Annotated in this window: 17 protein-coding genes and 2 tRNA genes; 11 read left to right on the top strand and 8 right to left on the bottom strand. The window is 60.1% G+C overall.

The window, feature by feature from the left end; all coding sequences use genetic code 11:
* Nucleotides 1-480: 480 nt before the first annotated feature.
* The gene (locus tag NZK35_RS31680; protein ID WP_259636541.1) at nt 481-1,446 is read left to right on the top strand and encodes an SRPBCC family protein; all 966 of its coding nucleotides are present in this window, start codon (nt 481-483) and stop codon (nt 1,444-1,446) included.
* Between the two features lie 96 nt (nt 1,447-1,542).
* On the opposite strand, the gene NZK35_RS31675 is transcribed toward NZK35_RS31680, so the two are convergent.
* A complete protein-coding gene (locus tag NZK35_RS31675; protein ID WP_259636540.1) occupies nt 1,543-1,782 on the bottom strand; it encodes a hypothetical protein in 240 nt (79 codons plus the stop codon).
* A gap of 137 nt (nt 1,783-1,919) precedes the next feature.
* Nucleotides 1,920-2,888, bottom strand: coding sequence for an FAD:protein FMN transferase (locus NZK35_RS31670; RefSeq protein ID WP_259636539.1), 969 nt, complete (start codon nt 2,886-2,888; stop codon nt 1,920-1,922).
* Nucleotides 2,889-3,158: 270 nt separating this feature from the next.
* Here NZK35_RS31670 and NZK35_RS31665 point away from each other — a divergent pair.
* Both NZK35_RS31665 and NZK35_RS31660 read left to right on the top strand, forming a co-directional pair.
* Nucleotides 3,159-3,247: transfer RNA gene (locus NZK35_RS31665), tRNA-Ser, on the top strand.
* 106 nt (nt 3,248-3,353) lie between these two features.
* Nucleotides 3,354-3,426, top strand: a tRNA-Lys gene (locus tag NZK35_RS31660).
* 379 nt (nt 3,427-3,805) lie between these two features.
* Here NZK35_RS31660 and NZK35_RS31655 read toward each other — a convergent pair.
* Nucleotides 3,806-5,143, bottom strand: a complete 1,338-nt coding sequence (locus NZK35_RS31655; RefSeq protein WP_259636538.1) for a beta-ketoacyl-[acyl-carrier-protein] synthase family protein — start codon at nt 5,141-5,143, stop codon at nt 3,806-3,808.
* A gap of 208 nt (nt 5,144-5,351) precedes the next feature.
* Nucleotides 5,352-6,518, bottom strand: a complete 1,167-nt coding sequence (locus tag NZK35_RS31650) for a GNAT family N-acetyltransferase (protein WP_407699860.1) — start codon at nt 6,516-6,518, stop codon at nt 5,352-5,354.
* Nucleotides 6,519-6,557: 39 nt separating this feature from the next.
* On the opposite strand from NZK35_RS31650, the gene NZK35_RS31645 reads away from it, so the two are divergent.
* Nucleotides 6,558-7,535, top strand: coding sequence for a TrmH family RNA methyltransferase (locus NZK35_RS31645; RefSeq protein ID WP_259636536.1), 978 nt, complete (start codon nt 6,558-6,560; stop codon nt 7,533-7,535).
* Nucleotides 7,536-7,797: 262 nt separating this feature from the next.
* Here NZK35_RS31645 and NZK35_RS31640 read toward each other — a convergent pair whose 3' ends face one another.
* Complete coding sequence (locus NZK35_RS31640; protein ID WP_259636535.1) at nt 7,798-9,099, bottom strand: outer membrane protein assembly factor BamB family protein; 1,302 nt, start codon at nt 9,097-9,099, stop codon at nt 7,798-7,800.
* Between the two features lie 208 nt (nt 9,100-9,307).
* Between NZK35_RS31640 and NZK35_RS31635 the strand changes: the two genes are divergently transcribed.
* Nucleotides 9,308-12,253, top strand: a complete 2,946-nt coding sequence (locus NZK35_RS31635) for a tetratricopeptide repeat protein (RefSeq protein ID WP_259636534.1) — start codon at nt 9,308-9,310, stop codon at nt 12,251-12,253.
* A gap of 205 nt (nt 12,254-12,458) precedes the next feature.
* Here NZK35_RS31635 and acpS read toward each other — a convergent pair whose 3' ends face one another.
* Nucleotides 12,459-12,836, bottom strand: coding sequence for a holo-ACP synthase (acpS, locus tag NZK35_RS31630; protein WP_259636533.1), 378 nt, complete (start codon nt 12,834-12,836; stop codon nt 12,459-12,461).
* Nucleotides 12,837-12,903: 67 nt separating this feature from the next.
* Nucleotides 12,904-13,887, bottom strand: coding sequence for a tryptophan--tRNA ligase (gene trpS / locus NZK35_RS31625; RefSeq protein ID WP_259636532.1), 984 nt, complete (start codon nt 13,885-13,887; stop codon nt 12,904-12,906).
* A 337-nt stretch (nt 13,888-14,224) separates the two neighbouring features.
* Between trpS and NZK35_RS31620 the strand changes: the two genes are divergently transcribed.
* From NZK35_RS31620 to NZK35_RS31595, 6 genes are all read left to right on the top strand, one after another.
* On the top strand, nt 14,225-15,415 hold the full coding sequence (locus NZK35_RS31620) for a TIGR03000 domain-containing protein (RefSeq protein ID WP_259636531.1): 1,191 nt from the start codon (nt 14,225-14,227) through the stop codon (nt 15,413-15,415).
* Between the two features lie 200 nt (nt 15,416-15,615).
* A complete protein-coding gene (locus NZK35_RS31615; protein WP_259636530.1) occupies nt 15,616-16,497 on the top strand; it encodes a hypothetical protein in 882 nt (293 codons plus the stop codon).
* Nucleotides 16,494-17,798, top strand: a complete 1,305-nt coding sequence (locus NZK35_RS31610; protein ID WP_259636529.1) for an HTTM domain-containing protein — start codon at nt 16,494-16,496, stop codon at nt 17,796-17,798. Before NZK35_RS31615 ends, NZK35_RS31610 begins: the two co-directional genes overlap by 4 nt.
* A gap of 202 nt (nt 17,799-18,000) precedes the next feature.
* A complete protein-coding gene (locus tag NZK35_RS31605) occupies nt 18,001-18,774 on the top strand; it encodes a hypothetical protein (RefSeq protein ID WP_259636528.1) in 774 nt (257 codons plus the stop codon).
* A 17-nt stretch (nt 18,775-18,791) separates the two neighbouring features.
* A complete protein-coding gene (locus tag NZK35_RS31600) occupies nt 18,792-20,378 on the top strand; it encodes a sulfatase family protein (protein WP_259636527.1) in 1,587 nt (528 codons plus the stop codon).
* 641 nt (nt 20,379-21,019) lie between these two features.
* On the top strand, nt 21,020-26,350 hold the full coding sequence (locus tag NZK35_RS31595; protein ID WP_259636526.1) for a DUF4011 domain-containing protein: 5,331 nt from the start codon (nt 21,020-21,022) through the stop codon (nt 26,348-26,350).
* A 197-nt stretch (nt 26,351-26,547) separates the two neighbouring features.
* On the opposite strand, the gene NZK35_RS31590 is transcribed toward NZK35_RS31595, so the two are convergent.
* Nucleotides 26,548-26,853, bottom strand: a 306-nt coding sequence (locus NZK35_RS31590) for a hypothetical protein (RefSeq protein WP_259636525.1), incomplete at its 5' end; no start/stop codon positions are given.

The following is a 26,853-nucleotide window of genomic DNA, read 5'->3' as shown; positions in this document are numbered from 1 at the left end:
CGGCCAAGCAACGCCCCTCACGCACCCGTCGTTCTCCCATTCGATCACTCTGACTTCCCATCAGATAACGCTGTGAAGCAGTTGTTAGCGGTAGGGCGCGAGCCCTCCGGTCTTTCGGTAACGATGAGGAATCGGAGGGCTTGCGGGCTGTCGATTTAAGCCCGCACGCGTTAGCAAGGAGCCACGCGGCGCCCCTCGCTCACGCGTCGGGCTGTCATCATGGCATTGATTTCGGAACATCGACTAAATCGACAGCCCGCTTGCGCCCTGCCGCTAACACCTCGTAAAACACAGAAAACAAATACTTCACACCGTTACCCATCATTCTGCCACCATCATTCTGCCACCATCATTCTGCCACCATCATTCTGCCACCATCATTCTGCCACCATCGTTTTGCCCCCATCGAAACGCGGTCCTTCGTGCTAAACTGACAACTTCCGCCACGATTGCCCCAGGCACGACCGAGAGCTTCATCGCATGCCCGCTTTCACCGTATCACGAACGGCGCAGATCAAATCCGATCCCGAGACCGTGTTTGCCATCCTCAGCGATTTCGCGACGTGGAAAACATGGTCCCCCTGGTTGCTCACCGACAAAGACGCCAAGGTCACTCTCCAGGGCGATCCGACCGCGGTGGGTGGCGGATACAGCTGGGACGGCCCCGTCGTGGGAGCAGGCGAAATGGAGCACCAGGACCTGCATCGGCCGACCGCGGCTCAATCGATCGGCACCATGCACGCGCAACTGCGTTTCACACGTCCCTGGCGGTCGCAATCCAAGATCCATTTCGAGGTCAAGAAATCCCGGGACGAAGACGGCCAAGAAGTGACGCGGGTCCGCTGGGAGATGCAGGGGTCACTTCCGTTTTTGATGTTCTGGATGAAGTCGATGATGGTGAACGTGCTGAGCATGGATTTCGACCGCGGGCTGCGGATGCTGAAAGAACTGATCGAGACCGGTGACGTCGCATCACAAACCGTGGTCAACGGAATCGCTCAATCACCGCCCTACGTCATCGTCGGAAAATCCGGTCGGTCGACGTTGGCAGACATCGGTTCCTCGATGGACGACACGTTCAAACAGGTCCACCAATCGCTTGAGGCCAGCGGCGTCGCGACCGACGGCCAGTGGTTGTCGGTTTACGACGACATGGACCTCAAGACAAAAACACTGTCGTACACCAGCGGCATGGTGGTGGACGAAGGCACGGCAACGCCGCCGGGCTTGATCGCGCGATCCCTGCCAGACTTTAGCGCCATGCACGTCACCCATACCGGACGCTACGAACATCTGGGCAACGCCTGGGCGGCGGCCTACCAGAATTTGCGAGCCTGCAAACGCAAGGTCAACAAAAAACTGCCCGGCGTGGAACTCTACGCCAACAGCCCCGAGAACACTCCGCCCGAGGCGTTGGTGACGCAGCTGTACGTTCCGTTGAAATGACGATCGCTTGGGGCGGGTCAATGGTGGCTCGGCTGCGTCATCACTCGCGCAGGATCGTCCAGCGGTCGCCTGTGACCGGGCCGAACCGACGCTGCACTACTTGCTCGGGTTCATTTCTTTGAGCGATTTGCCGAGGCGTTTGCGGCCGGCTGCGGTCGTCTTGCGGCGTGGGGTCGTCGTCGTCGTTGCAGAATCATTTCCCAGCAACGCAGCAAGGGTAGGCTGGACGTCCTGTTCCGTCTCCGGTAGACCGATTTGCTCGACGGCATCGCTGACGCCGAGAACCACCGACTGGCGCACTCCTTCCCGAAGCCACTGAAAAAAATTCATATTCATGTGTTGAATCCGTTCATTATTCAAAAAAGGGGACCGCGCGGGCGGCTGACGATCGGTTCATCGGCATCGCATCACGCCGGTCTTGACTCTCTTGTCTGCCTTCTAAGATCCCGACGTCAACGGCGTCCAGACTGATTTCAGTGCGAGGGGTCGTCGGCGGGCGGGTCAACCCACTCGAACTCCGCAAACGGCAGCACACGGACGCTATCCTGACGGTTTTCCGAGCGAACGCCGATCATCCGCGGCAAATCGGGATCGCTTTCGGCGGCCGCCGTGATCGCGTCGATGCCGCAAACAAAATACGCGGTGCTGCACGCTTCGGCGTCCGTGGCATTGTCGGCAATCGCAGTCAACGCGAGCAGGTCGCCGGCCGGATACCCACTTCTGGGGTCGATCACGTGGCCGTAGCGTCGCCCGCGGTGGTGAAAAAATTGTTTACCCGAACCGCTGGTCGACAGCGCCTCGTCGCGGAGACGAATGCCGGCCAAACGTAGCTTGGGCTTGGTCGGATGCGAAATGCCCACGGCCCAGCCTTGGCCGCTGCCGGCGACCTGGTCCCCGCGGGCGATCACACTGCTGCCGCCGCCGTGAATCAGAAAGTTCTGCAGCCCCCGAGCGTTGAGTGTTTTGGTGAGTTCGTCGAGTGCGAATCCTTTGCCGATCGCTCCCAAGTTGACTTCCATCCCCGGCCGCTCGAAGGCGACCGAGCGTTGTTCGTCGTCGAGCCGGACAGCGGTGTAGCCCACCTGGGCGACCGCGGCTTGGACCTCGGCAGCGGTCGGTTTTCGTCCCCGCCGTTCGGTGAACCCCCAAACCCGCACCAGCGGGCCGGCGGTGATGTCAAACGCGCCGGCCGTCTTTTCACTCCATGCGATCGACCGTTGGATCAAACGGTACGTGCTTTCGGATACCGTGACCGGACGCTCACTCGCGACGGCATTGACCTGCGAAATCTCGCTGTCTTCGCGATAGACCGTCAAATCAGCTTCGATCCGGTCGAGCAACTCCAGGGCTTCGAACGCCGCCTCGACCAGATGGGCGTCGGATTCAGCCAGCAACACCGAGAAGTCTGCCGCCATCGCGTGGTGTGAAATCGTTGTCAGCATCGTGGCGTCGGTCGTCAGCGGGAAAACGCGGCAAGTGTGGGGTTCAGGTCGTCAACACTGTTGGCGATCGCCCGAACCGGTCAAGGTCAACTCAAAAAAACGTCCAAACACGCAATGGGACGTCCCAAAATGGCCCGAACCCGGCCGGCCGATTGAATCTCTATGATTTCCACCCGGGGAAGGCCAAACGATGGGTTGTCAAGAATTGATCTATCACGCACAATCTCGCCTCAAGAAAGACCCACCGAGTCACCGAAAAACGGTGGGTACGGAGCGGTGGCTGAGTGGTCGAAAGCGCCGGTTTGCTAAATCGGTGAACGGGTCAAACCGTTCCGCAGGTTCAAATCCTGTCCGCTCCGCTTGAGCGTCTCCCACGGAGACACTCAAAAAAATTTGGTGGCCGTCAATTCCTTAGCATTTTTGCGGTCATCGATGACAGACGCGGGCTACACCCCACGTCGCGATGAGAGTGTAGCTCAGTTGGTAGAGCATTCGACTTTTAATCGAATGGTCCTGGGTTCAAGTCCCAGCACTCTCACTTTTTCTTTTCCACAAGTGAGACAGGCTTCCAGCCTGTCAGGCCGGAACCAGCCGGCCATAGCCTGATGCCACTGACGCCTGATGCCACTGACGTTGACGGCAAGCGGGTGTCTTTCTTAGCGGTAGGGCGCGAGCTCTCCGGTCTTTCGAGCCGAAACCGGACGGCTCGCGCCGTTCCGCTAACACCATCATACCCACCATCATACCCAACGTACGTTGCACTGGACGGTAGTCTGCCGCACTACCGCAGTGCAAGCCAACGGCTTGTCGATCGAGCGGGATCTGTTGACTCAATGGCAACCGCTGGCCGTAAGGCCTCGGGTAAGCGCCAGGATGCCCGGCCGCTTACGCGTCACGGCTCACAACAGCAATCACTCTCAGCCCAACAGCACCGCCATCGCACTGCCATCGGTGGTGTGGGACAGGCACAGCACATAAGGCGACGTCAGCGGCCCCGGCATCTGACGAAATTGAATTTCTGGATGTGTGCCGTCGTGCCGCGTCGGGGGAATGGTTTTACCGGCTAATGACAGCACGCCGGTCGCCAGCTCGATCACTCCCGAGGCCGCGCCGGTGTGTCCGATGGACGCCGAAACCGCCACCAGCGGGCACGCCACCCCGACTTCGGCCAGCGCGGCCGCTTCGCCCGCATCGACCTGACGGTCCCCGACCGCATGGCTGGCGACCAGCCCGATCTGGCCGGGCGATACCCCCGACCGATCCAATACGGCCTGGATCGCCAAGCGGATGGCGGTACCGGCCTGCCGCGAGTTCGGTGGATCGAGCTCCGAGACGCGTTGACCGCTGCGAAGGGCGTCGGTGGCACTGAACCGCGACGCCGTCGCGAGCACGGTGGCCAGTACCGGTGCACCGCGGCGATCGGCGTGCCGACGGGTTTCCACCACCAACGACGCGGCACCTTCGCCACCGACGACGCCGGGCGCGCTAGGATCATGCGGCCGAGACAGATCTTCGATCGCAAGCTCGCCACGCACCGGGACGGGCGAATCGCGATGGTACAGCATGCGGGTCGAGCCGATCCGGGTCCCGGTGGCACCGACCAGCACCACGTCGGCAATCCCCCGCTGCAAATACGATTCCGCCTCCAGCAGCGCCGCCGGGCCGGAGACGTCGCCCAGGACCAGCGAGTTATTGGGACCTTGAGAATTGATCGAAATCCCGACTTGGCAGGCCGGCATGTTGGGCAGGTATTTTAACATCCACAGCGGCATCACCTCGCGCCGCGCCACTTCACCAAATCGCTCCGGATGCAACTGCCCCGACTCATCCAGGCAGCCACGGATCGAATCGGCCAGTTCTTCCGGCGGATTAAAAAAAATCTCGCTGCCGAAGACCGTGCCGAGTCGTTGCGGGGATATCTCGCCGGCATCCGACGCAGGAATCGAATCGGAGAGCCCGGCGTGCTCGATCGCCAGCTGGGCCGAAGCGAACGCCGTCTGGATTTCACGGCACATCACCTTGAGTGCCTTACGCGGCTTGACGTATTGCTTGGGCTGAAAATCGACGATCGGTGCCCCGACCCAAACGCCATCGATCGCATCGCCGGCCCCCGGTGTCGCCTCCCCATCGGTCCTGTCGGCCAGCGACCGGACCCCGCTGCGGCCGTCCAGCAGTGCCTCAAAGAAATTGGCTTGCCCGATGCCGATCGCGCTGACAATCCCTACCCCAGTGATCACGATGGGTTCGTGCGGCATAGCAGTGGAAGGTGGCATTCGAGGAGAAGCGGGTGGAAGGCATAAATCGAGACGCGAGTATGATTTGTCATCAACTCGATGGCTAGACGTGGGGTGAGCATCCTGCTTGCCATCGCGGGCAGTGGGGTAAGCATCCTGCTTGCCATCGCACGGAATCGCAAGCTGGAAGCTTACGCCACGGTTTCGCAAGCTGGAAGCTTACGCCACCTTAGAGTTTTCGGTCGTAGATCCGCTGAGTCTTCATCTTTTGCGCCCCGCCACGCTCGATCGTACCCCGGGACAGGCGATTGCTCTCCAGAACCCAGGAGAATTCGCCGGTATGGATTCCGAACTCGATCGCGTCGGGCAAAATCCGAGCCAACGTCACCAACCCCAGCCCCCAACTTTGGTACTTGGGCAAGACGTTGGTGCTGACCAACCGCAAGCGGTCGATTTTGCGTTTTCCCCGCAGCAGCTTGAGCCATCCGAACGGCAACAAGTGTCCGTTCATCTGAATCAGCAACTGGTTGTAGTCCAACAATCCGAATCCCGCACCGACGGGCTCGCCGTCGATCTCCGCGATACTTGTCAGTTCGGGAACGATCAACAGTTTCAACTGCTTGGATTGATGCTCCAGTTCCTCCCGGCTCATCGGAACGTAGCCCCAGGTCCGCTGTAGCGACTCATTGTAAATCTTCAGAAACGCCTGAACGTCTTCGTCGAATCGGGCGCGATCGATGGGGCGGCACGTGACCTTGAAACGCCTCGTCGACTCCTCGATGATAAACTTCAACTTGGGATCGATGGTCGCCAGTTGATCCATCGTGGCGTCATAACAAAACACGTCTTGGCATTTTTCGAACCCACACGCTTCGATCAACTTACCGTAGTAGGCGTGGTTGTAGGGAATCAGAAACGTCGGCGGCGTGTCAAAACCGTCGACCAGCAATCCGACTTCGTAATTCAGACTCGGATTGACCGGGCCACGCACGTCCGTCATCCCCTGCTGCCGCAACCAATCGGCCGCGGCGTCAAACAGACAGCGACTGACATCGACGTCATCGATGCATTCAAAGAAACCGAAAAACCCGCGTTGTTCTTTGTGGTGCCGGTTGTGGGCATGGTTGACGATGGCGACCACGCGTCCGACCACCCGGCCATCCTTGCGTGCCAAAAACGCCTGGCTGTCGGCATCCTTGTAAAACGGGTGCGAACCGAATCCGCAAAGCTGCTTGCGTTCACTCCACAGCGGCGTCACCCAATTCGGATCGCCCGCATACAGCTCGCGTTCGAGTTTCAAAAACGCACGGCGGTCGAACCAGCTCCGCACCGGGGTGCACTGAATCGCTGAAGAAGAGTTCGCTGTGGAAGGCGTCGTTGTTGAAGCGTTCATCATCCGTCCCGTAAATCGTTCCGCTCGTTACCGCTTGGCGACATGGCCCTACCGCCCGGTGACATGGCCCTGTCGTCGCGCCGGATCCGTGATACTATCTTCCCGGCGCGGCCGGGCACACCCGGATGCCTCGGTCCCGGCCCCCGATTCGATCCGTTTTTCTTCTTGCCCCTGCCTCGACACTTGCTGACCAGCACCAGTAACCCGACCGTCAAACACTTGGTCAAAATGCGGGACAACCGCGCGCGGCGGAGAGCCGGGCGGGTGCTGGTCGACGGCTGGCGCGAGACGCAGCGGGCGATCGAATCGGGGCTCGATGCGATCGGCATCTACGTGGTTGCTGGCCGCGGCGATGCGACGCCGACTCACGGGCAATCTGCGCACCCGCAATCCGACGCCGAACGCTTCGTCACCGAATCGGCGGCGCGGGCGTTGGTCGACGTCAGCCCAACGGTGATGCAAAAAATCGCTTATGGTCAATCCGAGCGCGGCGTGGTCGCCGAATTCGCCGCCCCCGAGTGGGGTCTGTCCGAATTGCGGCTGCCGGACGCTGGACTGGTTTTGGTCCTGGACCAGATCGAAAAACCGGGCAACATCGGCGCTGCCTTTCGCTGTGCCGACGCGGCCGGAGCCGATGCCGTCATCTTGTGTCCCGCCGCAGCCGATCGCTTCAATCCGAACGCGATTCGCAACAGCCTGGGCGCGGTGTTTTCGGTGCCCTCGGCCACGGCCGACGAACCGGACGCCAAAGCATGGCTGGCCGAGCTCGGGTACCGAATCTGTGCCGCACGCGTTGAATCGTCGCGTCCCTTGTGGCAAGCGGATCTGACGGGACGTCTGGCGCTGGTGATCGGCAGCGAAGCACGCGGGCTCGGCGATCACTGGCAGAGCGACGACGTGACCGTCGATGCGATTCGAATTCCGATGGCGGGAAACGTCGACAGCTTGAACGCCTCCGTCTCCGCCGCCGTGTTGCTGTACGAAGCCAAACGTCAGCGTCAGGTCGCCGGCCCAAACTAGCTGCACAGCGCGGGTGAAAGTTGACGGCGGCAGCGTCGCAACCGTCCGCTCGCTGCGAACGTATTTTCAAAGGCGAAAAGACAGAATGGTTTGAAGTGGCAGAATCATACGGGGCAGAATGATGTTCCGACCGCTCCGACTCGCCGAGCCAGAATCAGACGGCTTTCCCATCATTCTGCTTCCCCCATCATTCTGCTTCCCCCATCCCGCCGAGGCTGCCGTCAGGCGACGCCAGCGACGTCGGAACAGTGGAGCATCGCAATCACTCGCCGATGCGGTACAACGCGTGGCGGGTGCGTTGCAGCAAGCCGCCCTCGACGGGCACCGGGCTGGCCACCGTAAACGGTTCGTTGTCGGCTAGGCGATTGGTCTGGACGACTTCGGGGCTGCTGGAATCCAGCGGACCGACCACGTATGTCGTAGCGTCTTCGCTGGTCACGTACAAATGGTTTCCGGCCACCAGCGGTGAACTGCTGAACCCGATCCGGGACTTCGGCAACTGCACCGTCCAAATGGTCTTTCCGGTCTCCAGTTCCACCGCCGCGACGGTGCCTTTGGCGGTCTTGCCGTCGGCGATGAAGTAGACTCGATTGCCATCGATCGCGGGGGTCGGCACGTCGCTGCCGAGATCGTCGCGGTGCCACACGATGCTGTCGCGTCCCTTGCCGGCGACGACGTCACTGATTCGACAGGTCGTGACGGTGGCCCCGCGTGAGTACGGACAAACGATCAAATCGCCTTGCACCACGGGGGACGCGATGGAACGAAAACGCTTGTCTTGATCAGGGTTGAATCCACCGACGCGCCCCAGTTGACGACCATCGCTGGCCGCGTGAAGGGTCAAGTGGTCGGCGCCCATCACGGCGATCAGATCGCGATCTTTCAACGCAATCGGCGTCGCATAACTTTGTGCCGCCTCTTCGGGTGCCCCCAGTCGCCGATCGACCTTCCAGGCCACGTCACCGGTCGCCCGGTCAAAGGCCACCAGGTAGCTGGGACCGGACTGCATCACCGCGACGACGACCAGATCGTTGATCAAGGTCGGGCTGGAACCCAAGTCCCACCACAGCGTGTCCTCCCCAAACTTGTCTTGCAGATTGACTTGCCATTGAATCTCGCCGTCCAAGTCGACGCAGGCCAAATCTCCGCTGCGGAAATAAGCGTACACGGCCTTGCCATCGGTGACCGCCGACGGGTTGCTGCCGCCGCCCTTGCGATGTTTGTTTCCGCGATCGTTGCCCAATTGCATCTCCCAGACCCGCTGGCCGCTGTGCACATCAATCGCCAGCAGCGTGTTCTGCCCCTCGACCCCTTCGGTCAGAAAGGCCTTGGAGTCGGCCAGGACGGGCGTGCTGCCGCCCAGACCTGACAGAGTCGTCTTCCACGCGATATTGGATTTCTCGCCCCACTTGATCGGATAGGACTCCCCCGCGGCGACGCCATTTTGATTGCCGCCACGCCATTGCGGCCACGGACTATCGTCTTCGGCCATTGAGTATGATGGGACACCGATCGATAAGGCCGCGGTGGCAAAGAGAACGAACGCGATTCGAAACGACCGCATGGCGGGATTCCTCTAAACAGCTGGGAAAGCGGAGATGGGGGCGGGGGTGGGGTAATCGCCTGAGAGATCAGGGATTCATCTGTTATGATGGACGTGGTGAAATCATACCAGAGGAACCGCTGGTCGCGGTGCATTCCAGGCGGAGCAGTCGAACGAATCGGGCCGCAAACACCGGCTCATCCACTCCCAATTGATGACGATCGTCGAAATGAGACTCCAGCGTTTGCAAAATTCAAAGCGATTCGGCGGAGCGTCGGGGCTGGCCACCGGCCTGCTCGCCGTCGTCACCGGCCTGCTCGCCGTCGTCACCGGCCTGCTCGCCGTGGCCATCGCGTGGGCGCCGCTGCCGGTCCAATCGCAAGACACACCCCCGGCGCCACCCGGCGCCACCGAAACACGAGCCGAAGCGGACCGCGGGACGCGGTTTCCCGGGTCACTCGACCAGCCCCGCAATCTGGCCCGAGATCGTTACGTCGATCGCCAACGTGCGACCCTGGAGATGTGGCGTTTGCGGACACAGTCCCGACAAGCGGTCCAAGATGCGGCTCGCCACCCGGATCCCGAAGTCGCCGAGCGCGCCGCTTGGATCCTCAAACAGTGGCGCAGCGCCTCGCTGCCCGGCGTCGCCCAAGGTCCCGCCGAACTGCTGCTCGATCGAGGCAACCCGTCGGCGTTGGCATCGGTTTTGGAACAAGGCGCCTTTGATGCCGTCCTGGTCGCGGTCGAAGAATCGGCCGGGACGATTGAGTTCGATCAGATCAAGCAACGTGTCGTGACGCTGTTGTCCCAACGCTATCCGTTCTACTGTGACAAAGCGTTTGCCGCCGGGACCGAAGCGGATCTGTTGAACCTGCTCGACGCGGTCGCCATCGATCGCAACGTCGCGACCGCCTGGCGCGACTTGAAACACTACCTGCACCCGGCCGAGCCCAAGCCCAGCAACGACGCCAAACCACTGCCCGTGGCCGATTCGCTGCCCGCGGCCGATTCGCTGCCCACGGCCGCTTCGCTGTGGAGCCCGGCCGAACGAGCAACCTGTCTGGCACAGTTCGCGATGCTGCGTGGCGACGTTGATCAAGCGATCGCCCATGCCCGAGCGACCGGTGATCCTGTCGTGTTGCGGATCGCTCGAATGTTGGGAGACCGCTGGGGAGAGATCGCAGACGACGCCTTCGAAAACGCAAAAACCGCCACGACCCCGGAAGCGCGCATCGAAGCCTACGCGTGGGCCCTGGCCGCCACCGCCCGCACGGGTGATCAAGTCCGCTTTGACCTGGCCCAATCGCAACTGTCGGCGATCCAGCCGAACGAGCCGGACGCCCTCGGTGACCTCCGCTGGCGGGCCCTGGCCATGCACGCCCGCGTCGACCAGGCGATCGACGTGATGGCCGCGCGCGACCCTGCCGCCGCGGCCAAAGTCGCTTGCGCCGCGTCCCGATTTCGACGCGCCGAACAGCTCTGTGGGTATCCGCTGGAACAAATCGCCAGCGACCTGGACGGCTGGATCAAGGACGCATACGTCGATCAAGCCAACTTGCCGGCCGGGTCCATCGCACCCTCGATCGAGCGTCTGTATTCCTTGGCGCGACTGCTGGTCAACATCGGTGACACGGACAACGCCTTGCGAATTTACCGTCGTTTGACGCCCCGCCAAGTGATCATTTCTCCCTACGGTGCTTCGCTGCGAGAGCAGACGCTTGTCGAACTTGATTTGATCAATCGCTTTGACTGGATGCTCGACATCGCGGTCGCGCCCGGAGAAAATGCGATGACCCAGCGAAGCCAGTACATCATCGCCCAAGCGCTCAACACCGAATCCGAGGCATTTCGAAAGGTACTCGATCGGATCAATCTGATCCGACCGGCAACTGATTTCCGCGAACGATTCCGAATCACGTTCCAATTGTTCCGGGGCAAACAACCCGACGGGTTTGGTGACTCGAACGACTTTAAATCGTTGTTGGAACTGTTGCTGCACGATGAACAGAGCAAACGCAGCGGCGGTCGCACGCTGCAGGTCGAACAGATCTCACTAGATCTAGACATCGTCGACATGTTCATTCGCCAAGGCCAAGTGGAACTCGCCCGCGAAGGCCTCGCCGCGTTGACGCGTGCCCGTGAATTGGACGCGTTGATTTCGTCTGCCGAAACAGAAACCGAACAGGGTGACAATCGGGCCGCGGAAGAACTTTGGCAACAAGTCGCCCGCCAATCCGCCCAGTACACGCCGACCAATGCATTGATCACCGTCGATCACGGGCTGTCGTACGCCAAATCGATCGTCGGCAGTTGGATCCTGGCCAAACGCGCCGGCCATCACGAAATCGCCGACCAATTGGAAAGCCGACTGCGTCTGATGCTGACGTCTCCTTCGATGAATTTCCGCAAAGAACTGGCGGACCATTTGCGACAAACCGGACAGCACGACTTGGCCGTCGAAACGCTCCGCGAACTCGCCGTGTCGGCAAGTTTCGGCGGTGAAGACGCGCCCGATTTCTTTCGCGTCGCGGTCACCTACGTCGGCTTGATCGAAGATCTGAAAGAAACCCATCCGGCCGCCTTGAACGAGTTGCAGATCGATTCATACGATGCGGTCAAATGGAGCGACCTGGCTGTGTTGGGATTATTAAAAACGGCCCGGTACCACGACACCGCCTTTATCTCCGTCCCGTTGAGTGTTCGCAAAACGTTCCTGCAACACGCGATCGAAACCGCGGACGAATCGTTGGCCCGTCATGCGATCGAGCAAATCGAATCGTACGATCCGATCAACATCGATTACGGCGAACGGATGCTGCCCGAACTTCGAAAAGCGGGTTTGGATCAACTCGCCGATTCGGCATTTGATCGCCTGATCGATCACGGACTGGAACAGCTCCGACATTTCCGCACCGATGCCACGGCGTTGAACAACTTGGCATGGGCGGCGGCGATGAACGAACGACGCCTCGACGAAGCCCTGGAACTGTCCGAGCGCGCCGTCCTGCTGGAACCCGACAGCGTGATCTATCGCGATACGCTCGCCGAAGTGCTGTATCTGCTCGGCCGAACCCAGGAAGCGTTGGCGATCGAGTCGGCTTGTCTGTTGGACGAACCCGACGAATGGCACCTGCACGAGCAAATCGAAAAGTATCGAAAACTGCTGCAGCAATAGCGTGGGGGATAGGCTCCCAGTGCTCCGTCAACCTTTCACCGGACGGCTCCGCAGAGATTTGTTAGCGGCAGGGCGCGAGCCCTCCGGTCGTGCAACACGGACATCGGACGGCTCGCGCCGTTCCGCTAACTTCCGCCGATATTTGTTAGCGGCAGGGCGCGAGCCCTCCGGTCGTGCAACGTCGCCACCCCCCATCAAACGGCGGTCACGATTCGGCGATCACGTGGGCCACCGCGTGGGTGCGACAGGCCGAGACGCTCAAGTGCAACTCCGCGATGTCGTTTTCGTTGGCGCACTGCAGCGCGTTTCCACTCAACACGATCTCGTGGCCGGCGCCGGGGCGAACGACCACTTCGATCTCGTTCCAACGGACACCACGTCGTCGACAATGCAGTGCTTTCATGACCGCTTCTTTGGCCGCCCAACGCGTCGCAAAGTGGCCGGGCGCGTCGGCGGTTTGGACACAGTATTCAATTTCGTCGGCGGTATAGACGCGTTCGAGAAACTGCTCACCGTGCGTTTCAATCATTTTGGCGATCCGCACCGTTTCGACGATTTCAGTGCCCGTGGCAACGATCGACATGGGGATGGCTATCCAGGCGACAAAAGGATGTCCGGACGAAACTCCGGCGAATGGACACCCCTGTAGTTTACTTCAGCCCGGATGCCTGTTGGGCGCGCAACAAGACCTCGGCGGCCACCGTTCGGGCACGCTCCGCACCGGCCTGCAGCACCTCGTGGACGTAGTCCAAATGTTTCTCCAAATCGACACGCCGGGCGCGGGCGTCGGCAAAATAACTCTCGCTCGCTTCGGCGATCGCCTTTTTGACTTCGCCGTAACCGAAACCGCCGCGACGATACATCCCCGCCATCTCGTCGCGCTGCCCCTGGTCGGCGAACAAGCTGTACAGTTGAAACAAATGATCCCCGGCCGGTTCCTTCGGCTCTTCCATCGGCCGACTGTCGGTGGTGATCCGCATGATCTGTTTGCGAATCGGCTTGACCTCACCAAATAACGGCAACGTATTGTCGTAACTCTTGCTCATCTTTTCGCCATCGGTTCCCGGTACCTTGGCGCTGTCATCGAGCACGTTGGCCTTGGGCATCACGAACGTCTCACCGTACTGGTGGTTGAACCGTCCGGCGATGTCCCGGCAGACTTCGATGTGCTGGACCTGATCGGCGCCAACGGGCACGAGTTGGCTGTCATAGGCCAAAATGTCGGCCGCCTGCAAAACCGGATACGTGAATAACCCTGCGTCGGCGGGAATCCCCTTGTCGACCTTCTCCTTGTAGGCCACGCAGCGCTGCAGCAATCCCATCGGGGTGCCGCTGAGCAAAATCCAACACAGCTCACTGACTTCGGGAACATGCGACTGAACAAACAACGTCGCCTGCTTTGGGTCCAAGCCGAGGGCCAGCAGATCGAGCGCGATGTCCATCACGTTTTGCCGCAACTGCGCCGCATCGCGGACCGACGTCAACGCGTGCAAGTCCGCAATGAAATAGAAACCGTCGTTCTCCTCCTGCAGTTGGATGTACTGACGGATGGCACCAAAGTAATTGCCCCAGTGCGGACGACCGGTGGGCTGGATCCCCGAGAGCACGCGTTTGGGTGTTGCAACATCGGTCATCGAAAAGAATCCGTCGGAGAAAACTGGGGTGGGAAAATCACGTCCAAGGGGAATGCCGGCAGGATTGTGTTCGATTGGGTGAATCCTTTGAAGAAGGGCCCGTGATTTTTAGATCCACCGCCAAGCGAGTGAACACCCGTTTCATTCCGAGTGGCGTTTCCCAACCGCCGCTGTCGGCAGGTCGCCGCCGAAGCCGATGTGCGATTGCGTCAAAAAGCACGCAGACCTCAAATTTTACCTTATCTGCTTGATTGCCCCATTTGTACCGCTATCCTACCACGGTCTGCCGGAGAGTCCGGCAAACTTCTATCAGCGGGATCGGAGGGTATTTACAACTATGACGCGTTTTCGATTTTCGGTCTGTTTGGCAGTGTTGATCGCTGCGGCAGGCTTTTCTGACCTAGCCGCGGCCGGCGGATCTTCGGGAGGCTCTTCCGGAGGTTACGCGAGCTCGGGCGGTAGCAGCGGAGGGCAAGTGGCCCTGTACGGTGCTGCGTCGTCCGGTGGCAGCTATGGATCCTCGGGCGGCTACGCCAGCAGCGGCGGTTCCTCCGGCGGCTACGTCGGTCCCTTGCGTCGCCTCGCGGCCCGCATCCATGCCAACCGCGACGCTCGGCGTGCCGCGGGCAGCAGCGGCGGCTCCTCCGGTGGCAGCAGCGGCGGTTCGTCCGGTGGCAGCAGCGGTGGTTCATACGGCGGCAGCAGCGGCGGTTCGTCCGGCGGCAGCAGCGGCGGTTCGTCCGGTGGCGTCGCCTACGCGTCTCCCGCGGTCGGCTACTCGGTCCCCTTGACCCGCCTCCGTTCAAGCTCCGTCGCAATGGCCGGTTACGAGTCCTCATCCATCGAGTCGTCCTATCAGCAGTACACGCCGCTGGAGAACTCAGTCGCGAACACCAAGTCGAACAACGAGCCGGGGACGACGGCCGCGGACGAAGATCGCTACGAATCGGTCAAACCGGCGCTCGACGACGACGCAGCCTTACTGACCGTCGCCGTGCCCCACGACGCAGCCAGCGTGCTGGTCAACGGCCACAAGACGACCAGCGATGGAATGGTTCGCCAATTCATGTCGCGCGGTCTGAAAGAAGGCTACCTGTACACGTACGTCGTCGAGGTCTCCTATGACCACGAAGGCGAAACGAAAACGGAAACCCGCGAAGTGAAACTTCGTCCCGGCGACAACGAACGCATCGTGTTCGAACCGCCGACCGAGGCCCAACCCGCCGCGGATGACTTGAGCGCCAGCGTTGCTCCGGTTCAGCCGACCACGGTCACCGTCGTCAAATTGCACGTGCCCTCGGGCGCCAAAGTCAATCTGGCCGGCAACGACACCAACGGAAAAGGCTCGATCCGAACGTTCCGCACGACTCAACTGAAGTCCGGCGACCGTTGGAGCGACTACACCGTGCGCGTCACCGCTGAAGTCAACGGTCAACGGGTTTCGCGTGAACGAACGATTGACGTCGTCGCCGGTAGCACGAATGAACTGACATTCGACTTCGATACGTCGGCGGTCGCGAAACGCTAGACGCGGCTTCGAAATCAACGACCCGTTTTTCTCAGCGCCTGATCGGCCCCGTCCGATCAGGCGTTTTTTTATGTAGATTACTCGCCCCGCCAAGCCCGGCGTCTCTACAAATCCGTGCCGGCTTGGTTAGTCTGTAGCGTGTTTTTCGACGTCCCCTTCCCCCCGGGACGCTCCCGTCTTCTCCAGTTTCCATGATCCGGATGTCCAAGCGACGCAGTCCGAGCAACCGCACTCAACGAGACGCTTCGTCGGGTCCCGAGCCCCTCGCCGGCCACGACGAGGCTGATGGACCGCTCGATCAGCCGGCCGACGAAGCCGCCCCGCGACGCTGGAAGCTGATCGCCAGCGGGCTGATCCTGTTCCATCTGATGGCGGTCGCGCTGCCACCGCTGGCATTTCAAACCTTCAGCCTGGATGGTCCCTCGCCGTTGGTCGGCACGTTGATTCGACCGTTCGCCGGTTACGGCCAATTCCTGCACATGGACCGCGGCTATGCGTTCTTCGCCCCCGATCCGGGACCGAGTCACCTGATTCAAGCAGCATCGACCAACGCCGACGGCACGCTGACCGAGCGGATGTATCCGGATCGAAACGATCAATGGCCGCGGTTGCTCTATCACCGACATTTCATGTTGGCAGAATTTCTGAATGATTCGTACTGGCCTCCCGGACCTCCCAATGAAATGTTCGAATCGGATCGCGCGGCCGCCGAACTCTGGCAACAGCGCCGCGGACGCTACGAATGGATCCGACAATCGATGGTCGATCATTTAAGAAGTGTCAACGAGGGGCGCGACGTCGCCATCCGTCGCTTGGAGCACGGATTGCCTGGCCTGCAAGAGTTCACCGAAGAACCGATCGCGCTCGACGATCCCCGACTGTACAACGTCTTGCTCGACCAACCGGTCTTCAGTGACGAAATCGCCCCCGCCCCGGTGACCACGGAAGTGATCCCCGCCCCCGAAGTCGGCGACGGCGGCGGCGCCACTCCCAACTCCCTTCAGGGCCAGACCTCGGATTCGCCAGCTTCGGACGCAGCATCGTCCGAACCGTCCATCAACAAACCGGAGCCCCAATCATGAGTGGCAGTGCGGCGACGGCAGGCTCCACAGATGAAACATTCGGCGACGCGCTGGGCCGATGGGGCGATGCGTGGGAGCGATTTTGGTTTACCCCGACGCGTCCCCACACCTTGTGCGTGCTGCGAATCCTGACCGGAGCGATGTTGCTGTACTGTCATGTCGTCCTGGCCAGCGACTTGCTGGCGTTTGTCGGACCCGACGCTTGGATGAGCAATGACATGGCGCGTCAACTGCACGACGGCGCCTTCGGCACCAGCGACTGGGCACGCAGCTACCTCTGGTACTTCGACAGCCCCACGGTGATCTGGCTGCATCACGGCGTCACGCTCTTGGTGACGGCGATGTACATGATCGGACTGGGAACGCGGATCACCATTCCGCTGGCCCTGTTCTTCCAATTGATGTACCTGCATCGGTTGACCGGCGCATTGTTCGGGCTCGACCAGATCGTCACCTACACGACGATGTACTTGGCGTTGACGCCGTGCGGAAGCCGATTCTCGGTCGACGCCTTGATTCGAAAACGATGGGTCGACAAATGTGCGACCTCCGCGTTTTGGCGGTTCATGTTGCCCGATGATTCGCCCAGCATCGCGGCCAACATCGGTACACGGTTGCTGCAATTGCATCTCTGCGTGATCTATCTGTTCGGCGGGTTGTCCAAGGCGCGCGGCGAAACCTGGTGGAACGGAACGGCCGTCTGGTACGCCGTGTCGAACTATGAATACCAGTCGATGGACATGACCTGGATATCACGCTACCCGGCGATCATCTCGGCGCTGTCCAACGCGACGCTGTTTTGGGAAGTTTTCTATTGCGCGCTCGTCTGGCCACGGGTGACGCGTCCTTTTGTGCTGGCCGTTGCCGTCGGCGTGCATGCCTCCATCGCAATCTTCTTGGGCATGATCACGTTCGGTTCGATGATGATCTTTGCCAACGGGATTTTTCTCTCGCCACGCCTGTTCCAAAGTAAAGCACAACGACAGGCCGACGACGAGACCGCGGCACTGATCGAAAATGACGAGGTGGCAGACGTCGAAGCAGCCGAACAGGAATTGACACAGCAGCTTCAGAATCCAGACCTGTCGGCCAGCGAACGGGCCCGGCTGAAAGAGAAACGCGACAAGATTCGCGCCGCCGCCGCCCGCGTGAAGCGCCGCTATCGGGCACTCAAAAAACGCGAAGAAAAGTACGAGGCGCGGGTCAAAAAGCTGCGTGAGCGGGAAGCCAAGATCAAGACGATCGTGCAAAAACGCCGCGAACGAAAATCCCAAGACGACGGCGATTCGACGATCGAATGAGACCGCGCAGACGCGAGCGTGAGCGTCCCCCGGAGTACATCATCTTCCCTCGCAGCGAGGTCATGCAGTTTTAAAGCCACCCTCCTGGCAGGAGGGTCGAGCGGTCATTCTCTATTTTCCATACGGAATGCTCTCCCATCTGAACCGGCCGATTCTGTTAGAATCGTGTCTCGCTTTTCACGCCCCGAAACGAGTCGCTTTCATGGCCGATCCGGCCCCTTCTGACTTCACCGACCCGGCCTTTCTCGCCGCCCGCGAAGCGGCGATGCGGGCCGTGCCGGCGCCGCCCGACGCCCCGCCCTGGCGTCCGCCGTCGTATGCCGACGCGCTACGGGTCAGCGAAAAAATCACGTCCGATTACCGCGAACTTCACCGGCCGGATTCCATGGATGTTAAACCAAGCGAAGTCTGTGCGGCGCTGCAGCAGGGTGGCGTCAAAAACTGGGTGCTGATGGGGCTGCACGGGTACGTCGGCTACATGAGTGACCCGCGCGCGACCCAGGACGTCGACGTGCTGGTGCCCTACAGCCAAAAGAAAAAAGCCGTCAAAGCGATCTTGGAACGCTGGCCGACGTTGGTCGTTGCAGAAATGGAATTCGTCGTCCGCTTCAAAGATCCCGGCGACTTGGACGAGAAAGCCCAACCCAAGGTGGTGATCGATCTGATGTTGCCGTGGGGTGCCCTTCACGAGGCCATTATCAAAAACTGTGTGTCAACGGACGAGCGGACCCAACTTCGGATCCCAACCGTCGAGGCTGCGTTGGCATGCAAATACGCCGCGATGATCTCACCGCATCGGTTGCGAAAGAAAAAGCTGCTGGATACAGCGGACTTCACCAACATTGTTGAAGCCGGTGAGAAACCGTTTGACGAACCAACTCTTCGACAATTAGGCGATTTGGTGTGGGAAAAGGGTGGCGAAGAACTTGTCCGCTTCGTAGAAATCGCACTGAACGATGGACAATTCCCTCTTTAAAAGCGGTCCGTTTAAGAATGAAAACTTTGTTGCACGCGATCCGTAATCTCTATGCCGTTTTATTCTTGATTTCAGGTCTAGGACTCGGTGGCAACGTCCATGCCGACCCCGCCGCCCGCCCCAACATCCTGTTGGCGATCGCGGACGATTGGTCCTACGGCCACGCCAGCGCGTACGGATGCCCGTGGGTCCAGACACCGAACTTCGACCGCATCGCGCGCGAAGGGTTGCTGTTCCACAACGCCTACACCCCCAACGCCAAATGCGCCCCCTCGCGGGCGATCATTTTGACCGGGCGTTATTCGTGGCAACTCGAAGAAGCCGGCAACCACATGTGCTACTTCCCGGCAAAATTTGGTGGCTATGTCGAACGCCTGGCCGCCGACGGCTACTTTGCCGGGTTCACCGGAAAGGGCTGGGGACCGGGAATCGCCAACGACGCCGACGGAAACCGCCGCGCGATCACCGGCAAAGCCTATTCCCAGAAAAAGGCCAAACCGCCAACGCCGAAAATTTCCAACAACGACTACGCGGGAAACTTCGAAGCCTTCTTGTCCGATGCGCCCGAAGGCAAACCCTGGGTGTTCTGGTATGGGACCACCGAACCGCACCGGGCGTATGAATACGGATCAGGCGTGCGACTGGGAAAGAAACTGACCGACATCGACAACGTGCCCGGCTACTGGCCCGACAACGAAACCGTCCGCAACGACATGTTGGACTACGCCATCGAAGTCGAACACTACGATCAACATCTGGGACGCATTCTCGATGCGCTCCAAGCCGCCGGCCAGCTGGACAACACCCTGATCGTCGCAACCAGTGACCACGGCATGCCGTTCCCACGTGCCAAGGGCCAAGCCTATGACGAGTCGAATCACATTCCGCTGGCGATCCGTTGGCCTGCTGGGATCAAGACGCCCGGACGTGCGGTCGATGACTTCGTCGATTTCGCCGGCCTGGCGCCAACCTTTTTGAAGGCAGCGGGCGTCACTTCGCTCGGCCCGATCATGCAACCCACCAGCGGTCGCGACTTGTTCGACGTTTTTCAAGCCACCGGTCCCGTCGCCGGTCGCGATCATGTGTTGGTCGGTAAAGAACGCCACGACATCGGTCGCCCCAACCGTGGCGGTTACCCGATTCGCGGGATTCGAAAAGGCGACTTGCTGTACTTGCACAACTACGCCACCGATCGATGGCCGGGCGGCAATCCCGAAACGGGTTACCTGAACTGTGACGGCGGGGCGACGAAAACAGAAGTCTTGCAACTGCGTCGCAGCGGGACCGCGACCACGTTCTGGAATCTCTGTTTCGGCAAACGTCCAGCCGAAGAACTCTACAACGTCGCCGCGGATCCCGATTGCATCAACAACCTGGCGACCAGTCCGAAGTTCGCCGATCAACTCTCCGAACTCCGCCAACAGATGCAATCCGAGTTGAAAGCGCAAGGCGATCCACGGATGTTCGGCAACGGTGACATCTTCGACACCTACGAGTACACGTCCCCCAGCACTGCGGGCTTCTACGAGCGCTACATGTCCGGCGAAAAACTTCCCGCCGGATGGGTCAACCCAGACGATTTCGAAAAGCAGCCGCTGGATTGAGGGGCAGGGATAACAGAACGATTCGGGGCAGAACGATGGCGTGCCCGTCGGCTGGCGCCCCATGCCATCAACTTTGACGCCAAGCGGGGTATTTTTTGTTAGCGGTAGGGCGCGAGCCCTCCGGTCTTTCACGGTGTTTTCGAAGCGCAACCGGACGGCTCGCGCCGTTCCGCTAACACATTTGGAGCCAAAGTAGATGGCATTGGGCTGGCGCCCAATGGCTGATCCCACGAAGAATCGAAGCACGGAAACCGTCAAGCCCTCGGATTCGAGCGGCCCCACATCCGTGGGTTCGCGCTGCCATCCGTGGGCCCATTCAATCTCGGTCCGCGGACAGCCCCGTGCGGTCGCTCGAGTTTCCAGCCCCTACGCACCAAGTGAAGAAGCAACCCTCCCTGGCAGGGAGGGTCGAGCGCAGCGAGGGGAGGGTCGATTGATGATCCTTGAGCGAATCCTTGCCACAGCGAACCCTCCCCGTCGCGCAATCTCCTTAATCGGAAAAACCCGCCCCGGGCTTGAAAACGCATCGGATCCTCGTCGTCGGATCCTCGTCCCCACGATGCAAGAGCGTAGAATTCGGCTGCGGCAATCGACTTGTACCGCGAATCAATTGATTCAGGACCCTCGCACGGGCTTTTTCGATGACTTCCTCCTCGACCGACCCAGCGTCTTCGCTGGATGTCAGTGATGATGATTTACCGCACACGGACCATTCGACGTCGATCGAGTTCGAACTGTCCCGCAGCGTCAACTTCGCCAGCTACCAAAATTCTGTCCCGGTTCTGCGTCAGCTGCGTGTCCACAATCGGTCTCAAACTCCGCTGGCTCAGATACGGTTGGAATTGAATTCCGAGCCCGGTTTCATCCAACCGAAAACATGGGTCATCGACCGCATCGATCCCGACTCCACGTTGACGCTCGATGACAACGAGATCCATCTGGATGCGGGCTATCTGAACCGACTCAATGAAGCCGAGCGGGGCGAAGTTCGATTCACTTTGTGCGACGCGAACACGGTGCTTTGCCAACGTGCGGCGGAACTCCGCGTGCTGGCCCGCGATGAATGGGGTGGCGTGCTGGCGATGGGCGAATTGTTGTCGGCCTTCGTCATGCCCAACGATCCCGCCGTCGCGGGACTGCTCAAACAAGCCGGTGAAATCCTCGCCGAGAACGGCTTTTCGCCGTCGATGAACGGCTACCAAAACCACGATCCCGAGCGAGCCCACCTGTTGGTCTCGGCACTTTGGTCGGCCATCGCGGCCAAACAATTGACGTACGCCAATCCGCCCAAGAGTTTTGAATCACGCGGCCAGAAGACGCGTCCCCCGTCGACGGTCTTGCGCGACGGACTGGCGACCTGTTTGGACAGTTCTCTGCTGTTTGCATCGGCGATCGAAGCCGTCGGACTTCATCCGGTCATCGTGATGAAACACGACCACTGTTTCGTCGGTGCTTGGCTGGTCGAATCCTGCTTCGGTCAGCTGCTCGAATCGGACTGCTGCGAAGTCCGCAAGGCGATCACCTCGGGAGAACTGATCGTCTTTGAAACCACGCTCGTCACACAACGACCGGCCCGATCGTTCGACGATGCGATCAAAGCCGCAGTGCAACAGCTTGCCGAATCCGTCGAACACCGCTTCGTCGCGGCGATCGATGTGGAACGGGCGCGGATGGTCAAGATCCAGCCGTTGCCTTCCACCGCCGAACTGGCCGATTCCACCGAGACTGGCGACGCCCCCTCTGCACCGACGCTCTCGCTGCCCCCATCGACCGCAGCACCGTCTGTCCACTCAACCATTGACGAACCGCTTGAACCGAAACCGACGACACCGGAAGGGCGCATCGATCGCTGGCATCGAAAACTGCTGGACCTGACGCTGCGAAATCGACTGCTGAACTTCAAGTCGACCAAGCAGACGATTCCATTTTTGTGTCCCGAAGTTTCCATGCTGGAAGACCGGCTCTCCGACGGAAAAAAACTGAAACTCGTTTCGTTGCCCGACGCCAACGTGGCGGCAGGCCGTGACACCGCCCACCACCAAAAAACTAATCTCGAAGACTTGGAGTTGGAGTACGCCAACGCGGCCCTGGCACGTAACGAAGTCTGTGCGACGATCGGCGGCGAAGAACTGGCCAAACGCCTGGTCACCCTCTACCGAAGTTCACGCAACGACCTGGCCGAAGGCGGTTCGAACACGCTCTATCTGGCCGTCGGATTCCTGCGCTGGAAAGAACGCCCCAGCGATTCACGCAGCTTTCGTGCGCCCTTGCTGCTCGTTCCCGCCAAACTGCTTCGTCGAAACGCCAATTCGGCTTACCGACTGGCACATCATGAAGACGAGGTTCGTTTCAACGCGACGTTGATTCAAAAGCTGAAACGGGACTTCAATTGCGACCTGTCGCGATTCGAATCGGAATTGCCCACAGACAAAAACGGGGTCGATGTCCAACAAGTCTTTCACTCGGTTCGCCGAGCGATCCGTGAATTGCCCGGATTCGAAGTCGTGGACGAATCCGCTCTCGCGTCATTCTCCTTTGCCAAGTACCTGATGTGGAAGGACCTGGTCGATCGCAGTGACCAATTGGAACAGAACCGCGTCGTCCGTCACTTGGTCCGTAATCCTGAAATCGCGTTCCGGCCCGAAGTGGAAACGTCGATACCGGACCAAGGCGAAATGGACGGGCGGTTTGAACCGCGTGAGTTGATTCACCCGTTGGATGCCGATTCGTCACAGTTGGCCGCCGTGATGGCTGCGGCCCAAGGCCACGATTTCGTGCTGGTCGGTCCGCCGGGGACGGGAAAAAGCCAGACGATCGCTAACATGATCGCACAGTGTTTGGCCAGTGGAAAAACCGTCCTGTTTGTCGCCGAGAAAACGGCAGCGTTGGACGTCGTCCAGCGTCGTTTGGAACAAAACGGCCTGGGTGATTTTTGCGTCGAACTGCACAGCAACAAAGCCGAACGCAAACGTTTTTTGCACCAACTTGACCAGGCATGGCAGAACGGCGGAATCAAACGTCGTACCCCGTGGAAAAAGATCAACGAAGATCTGCAACGTTCCCGCGACCAGCTCAACGCCTACGTCCAAGCACTTCATCGCCAGGCGTCCAATGGCTGGACCGCCTATCAAGCCATCGGGGTCTCCGTCGCCGGCCAATCGCTCGAAACAGCCGACTTGTCTTGGCCTGATCATGACCAGCATGACCAACACGCCTATCGGCATCTGGAAACGCTGGCCAATGAAATCTCGCTCCATTACGCCTCCGTCATCGACATGGATCCGCTCGACGCGGTCACGAGAACCGAATGGTCGATGCACTGGGAACGGGAACTGCTCGATCAATGCGAACCGTTGGTCGAGGCCATCGACGATTTCCGCCCCGAACTGCAGCGTTTTTGCGCCGCGTTGGGACTGCAGGAAACGAAACAACCCGCCGACGCATCCTTCTCATACCTACGCGATCTGCATCAGCTTGCGGTCGAGTTGGCCGAGACGGTCAACGATGACTTTCGCACCGTCTTTGACGACCAGCTGGATGATCTGCCCGAACACCTGAAGGAGTTGGACGATGCGATCAACGCCTTTGATCGCGCCGCCGCCGAGTGTGCCCTGACTTTCGACGATGACAACTTGCGGCGCATCCCCGTCGACCAGTTGGAACAGGACTGGAACACCGCCGTCGCATCGTACTGGCCGATGTCGTACCTGCGCAAACGAGCCGTCATCAAGTCGCTGCAGAGGATTGCCAAGCTCGGTGTTGCGGATCCGCCGAACGATTTCGCGCCCATCCGCGACATGCAGCAAGCCATCACGCGAATTGACCGGAACCCGCTCGCCAGCCGCGACCACCTCTGGCAGCACCGACATTCGGCGACCGCATCCATCGGCCAGCATCTGCAGCGTTGTCAGGCATTGCTGCAAGTCATTCGTCGGGTTGCCAAGCCCGACGCGGAAGCGGCGTCCCAGTTCCAGACACTACGTCAGACGCTGGAACCGTTTTTGCGCAAACGCTCGCCAGATGCTCCGTTGTTTCAGGCGGCAAAACAGTACGCGGACGACTTCGTGAAGCTCGATACCGCGGCGGGTCGATTCGAACACGTCGCCGGAAGTCGCGCGCACCCGACCGAATCGACCCACTGCTTGACCCATTCGGTCGAGATGGCGCGGCGGATTCAAGCCAGCCGCACCAAACTGCAACGCTGGACGGCGTGGCAATCCGTTCGCGGACGCGCGTGCGAAGTCGGCTTGGCGCCGATTGTCACCGCGACGGAAGAGGGCCGAATTCCCTGTGACGAAGTTGCCGATCGGTTTCGCCTGGCGTACGTCCGCTGGTGGCTGCCACAGATGATTGATTCAGACCACGTGCTGCGCGAGTTCCAGCGATTTCAACACGAGAACACGATCCGTGAATTCATCGAATTGGATGCCAAGGCCCGCAGTGCCGCGGCCGGTCGGGTGCGAAAATCGGTGGCCCATCGCTTACCCGATCAAAGCGAAGTGCCGCGCAAGTCGGAATTGGGCCTGCTTCGCCACCAGATCGGATTGAAACGTCCCAGCAAATCGATCCGCGAACTTGTCTCGATGATGCCCGAGCACTTCGCCTCGCTGGCCCCGTGCCTGTTGATGTCACCGCTTTCGATCGCACAATATTTACCCGCCGACCAACCGCCCTTTGACGTCGTGATCTTCGACGAAGCGTCACAGATCACGACCTGGGATGCCATCGGCGCGATCGCCCGCGGACGGCAAACGATCATCGTCGGCGACCCGAATCAATTGCCGCCGACGAACTTCTTTGGCAAATCCAACGACGACGAAGACGATGAGGAACTGGAGGATTACGAACGCGATTTGGAAAGCATTCTCGACGAGGCGAAAGCGTCCGGTTTGCCGACCTTGCAATTGAATTGGCACTACCGCAGTCGACACGAATCGCTGATCGCGTTCTCCAATCATCACTATTACGAAAATAAACTGGTCACATTCCCGTCGCCCGAAACCACCGACAGCGCCGTCACGCTGCGGCACCTGCCGCATTCGCAGTACGACCGCGGGAAGACACGCACCAATCCGATCGAAGCCGAAGCGATCGTCGCCGAGTCCGTCGCGCGGATGAAACGATGGCTGGAATTGCCCGAACAGGATCGCAAGACGCTCGGCGTGGTCACGTTCAATAGCCAACAACAAACCTTGATCCAGGATCTGTTCGACCAGGCCCAACGCGATGACCCGACGCTCGAATGGTTCTTCAGCGACGATCGAATCGAACCGACCGTCGTCAAGAACCTGGAAAACGTTCAGGGCGACGAGCGGGACTTGATGCTGTTTTCGATCACCTTCGGTCCCGGGAAATCGGGCAAAGTGCCGTTGACGTTTGGGGCACTCAATCGCGACGGCGGAGAGCGACGGTTAAACGTCGCCGTGACTCGGGCCCGCGAAGAGTTGATCGTGTTTTCGTCGTTCACCGCGGATCAGTTGCCGGCGGAGAATTCCAAATCGCGCGGGGTTCGGGATTTGAAAGCGTTCTTAGCCTTCGCGGAAAAGGGGACCACGGAATTCGAACGCATCGAATCATCATCGGTCCCATCGAGTCCTTTGTCGCAAGACACGGCCGGCAGTCTTCCGTCGCTGGAGTCCGCGATCGCCGATCGGCTGCGCAGCCGTGGCTGGGATGTGACGCGGCAAGTCGGCGTGTCCGGGTTTCGCATCGCGTTGGCCGTCCGTGACCCCAGTGATCCAGACACCTACTTGGCGGGCATTGAATGTGACGGAGCAAACTATCGCAACTCCGCCACCGCACGCGACCGCGACAAGACACGCCAATGGGTGCTCGAGAACCTGGGCTGGAACATCCTCCGCGTCTGGTCTCGCGATTGGTGGTACGATCCCGACGGCGCCACCGATCGTTTGGACCAAGAGTTGCGTGACCTGCTGACGAGGCGGCAATCCAACGGCTCACCCATCGATTGATCGAAACAGCTGTGAAGCAACGAGCGGACGATGGCTGTCCAATGTCGCGTCGCTGCCGTCGCAAAACGGCGGCCATGACGAGTCGGAGATGGCAGAATGATGGAGTGGCAGAATGATGGGGTAGCCGTTTGAGACTCGCTCTGCAATCTACAGCGGTCAGTACATCATTCTGCCCCGGATCATTCTGCCACTTCCAACTATTCAATAAAGGGGAAATCAATAAAGGGGAAAGGGGCAATAGTGTTCGGCCCGGCGTTTGCATCGCGCAGGCATGAGATGATAGCAACCGGTGCTCCTGTTTGCAGCGAACCTGATCGGCCGGATGGACAGCGGAGGCTAACGCCAGCTTCTGAGATGTTCTGGCCGCAGGTCATCCGCGCCGAACCCGTTGCAGCGTTTTGATCTCGTGTGGCCCACGCGTTGATCATCAGCCCCACGCCTCCCATGTGACCGGCGTTGCGTGATCGAATCGTTTTTTCTTTGACTAAAAGACCGAAATCGTT

This window comes from Stieleria sedimenti (assembly GCF_025060895.1).
GTDB lineage: Bacteria > Planctomycetota > Planctomycetia > Pirellulales > Pirellulaceae > Stieleria > Stieleria sedimenti.
The sequence above is the reverse complement of the archived record's forward strand: the minus strand, read 5'-3'. Positions and strand labels throughout refer to the sequence as shown.

Coding starts and splice junctions, on each gene's coding strand:
- NZK35_RS31670 (WP_259636539.1), bottom strand. CDS start 2,888: ATGCTGACAACGATTTCACACCACGCGATGGCGGCAGACTTCTCGGTG.
- NZK35_RS31635 (WP_259636534.1), top strand. CDS start 9,308: ATGAGACTCCAGCGTTTGCAAAATTCAAAGCGATTCGGCGGAGCGTCG.
- NZK35_RS31600 (WP_259636527.1), top strand. CDS start 18,792: ATGAAAACTTTGTTGCACGCGATCCGTAATCTCTATGCCGTTTTATTC.
- NZK35_RS31610 (WP_259636529.1), top strand. CDS start 16,494: ATGAGTGGCAGTGCGGCGACGGCAGGCTCCACAGATGAAACATTCGGC.
- acpS (WP_259636533.1), bottom strand. CDS start 12,836: ATGTCGATCGTTGCCACGGGCACTGAAATCGTCGAAACGGTGCGGATC.
- NZK35_RS31680 (WP_259636541.1), top strand. CDS start 481: ATGCCCGCTTTCACCGTATCACGAACGGCGCAGATCAAATCCGATCCC.
- NZK35_RS31615 (WP_259636530.1), top strand. CDS start 15,616: ATGTCCAAGCGACGCAGTCCGAGCAACCGCACTCAACGAGACGCTTCG.
- trpS (WP_259636532.1), bottom strand. CDS start 13,887: ATGACCGATGTTGCAACACCCAAACGCGTGCTCTCGGGGATCCAGCCC.
- NZK35_RS31650 (WP_407699860.1), bottom strand. CDS start 6,518: ATGATGAACGCTTCAACAACGACGCCTTCCACAGCGAACTCTTCTTCA.
- NZK35_RS31655 (WP_259636538.1), bottom strand. CDS start 5,143: ATGCCGCACGAACCCATCGTGATCACTGGGGTAGGGATTGTCAGCGCG.
- NZK35_RS31640 (WP_259636535.1), bottom strand. CDS start 9,099: ATGCGGTCGTTTCGAATCGCGTTCGTTCTCTTTGCCACCGCGGCCTTA.
- NZK35_RS31645 (WP_259636536.1), top strand. CDS start 6,558: ATGGCCCTACCGCCCGGTGACATGGCCCTGTCGTCGCGCCGGATCCGT.
- NZK35_RS31675 (WP_259636540.1), bottom strand. CDS start 1,782: ATGAATATGAATTTTTTTCAGTGGCTTCGGGAAGGAGTGCGCCAGTCG.
- NZK35_RS31605 (WP_259636528.1), top strand. CDS start 18,001: ATGGCCGATCCGGCCCCTTCTGACTTCACCGACCCGGCCTTTCTCGCC.
- NZK35_RS31595 (WP_259636526.1), top strand. CDS start 21,020: ATGACTTCCTCCTCGACCGACCCAGCGTCTTCGCTGGATGTCAGTGAT.
- NZK35_RS31620 (WP_259636531.1), top strand. CDS start 14,225: ATGACGCGTTTTCGATTTTCGGTCTGTTTGGCAGTGTTGATCGCTGCG.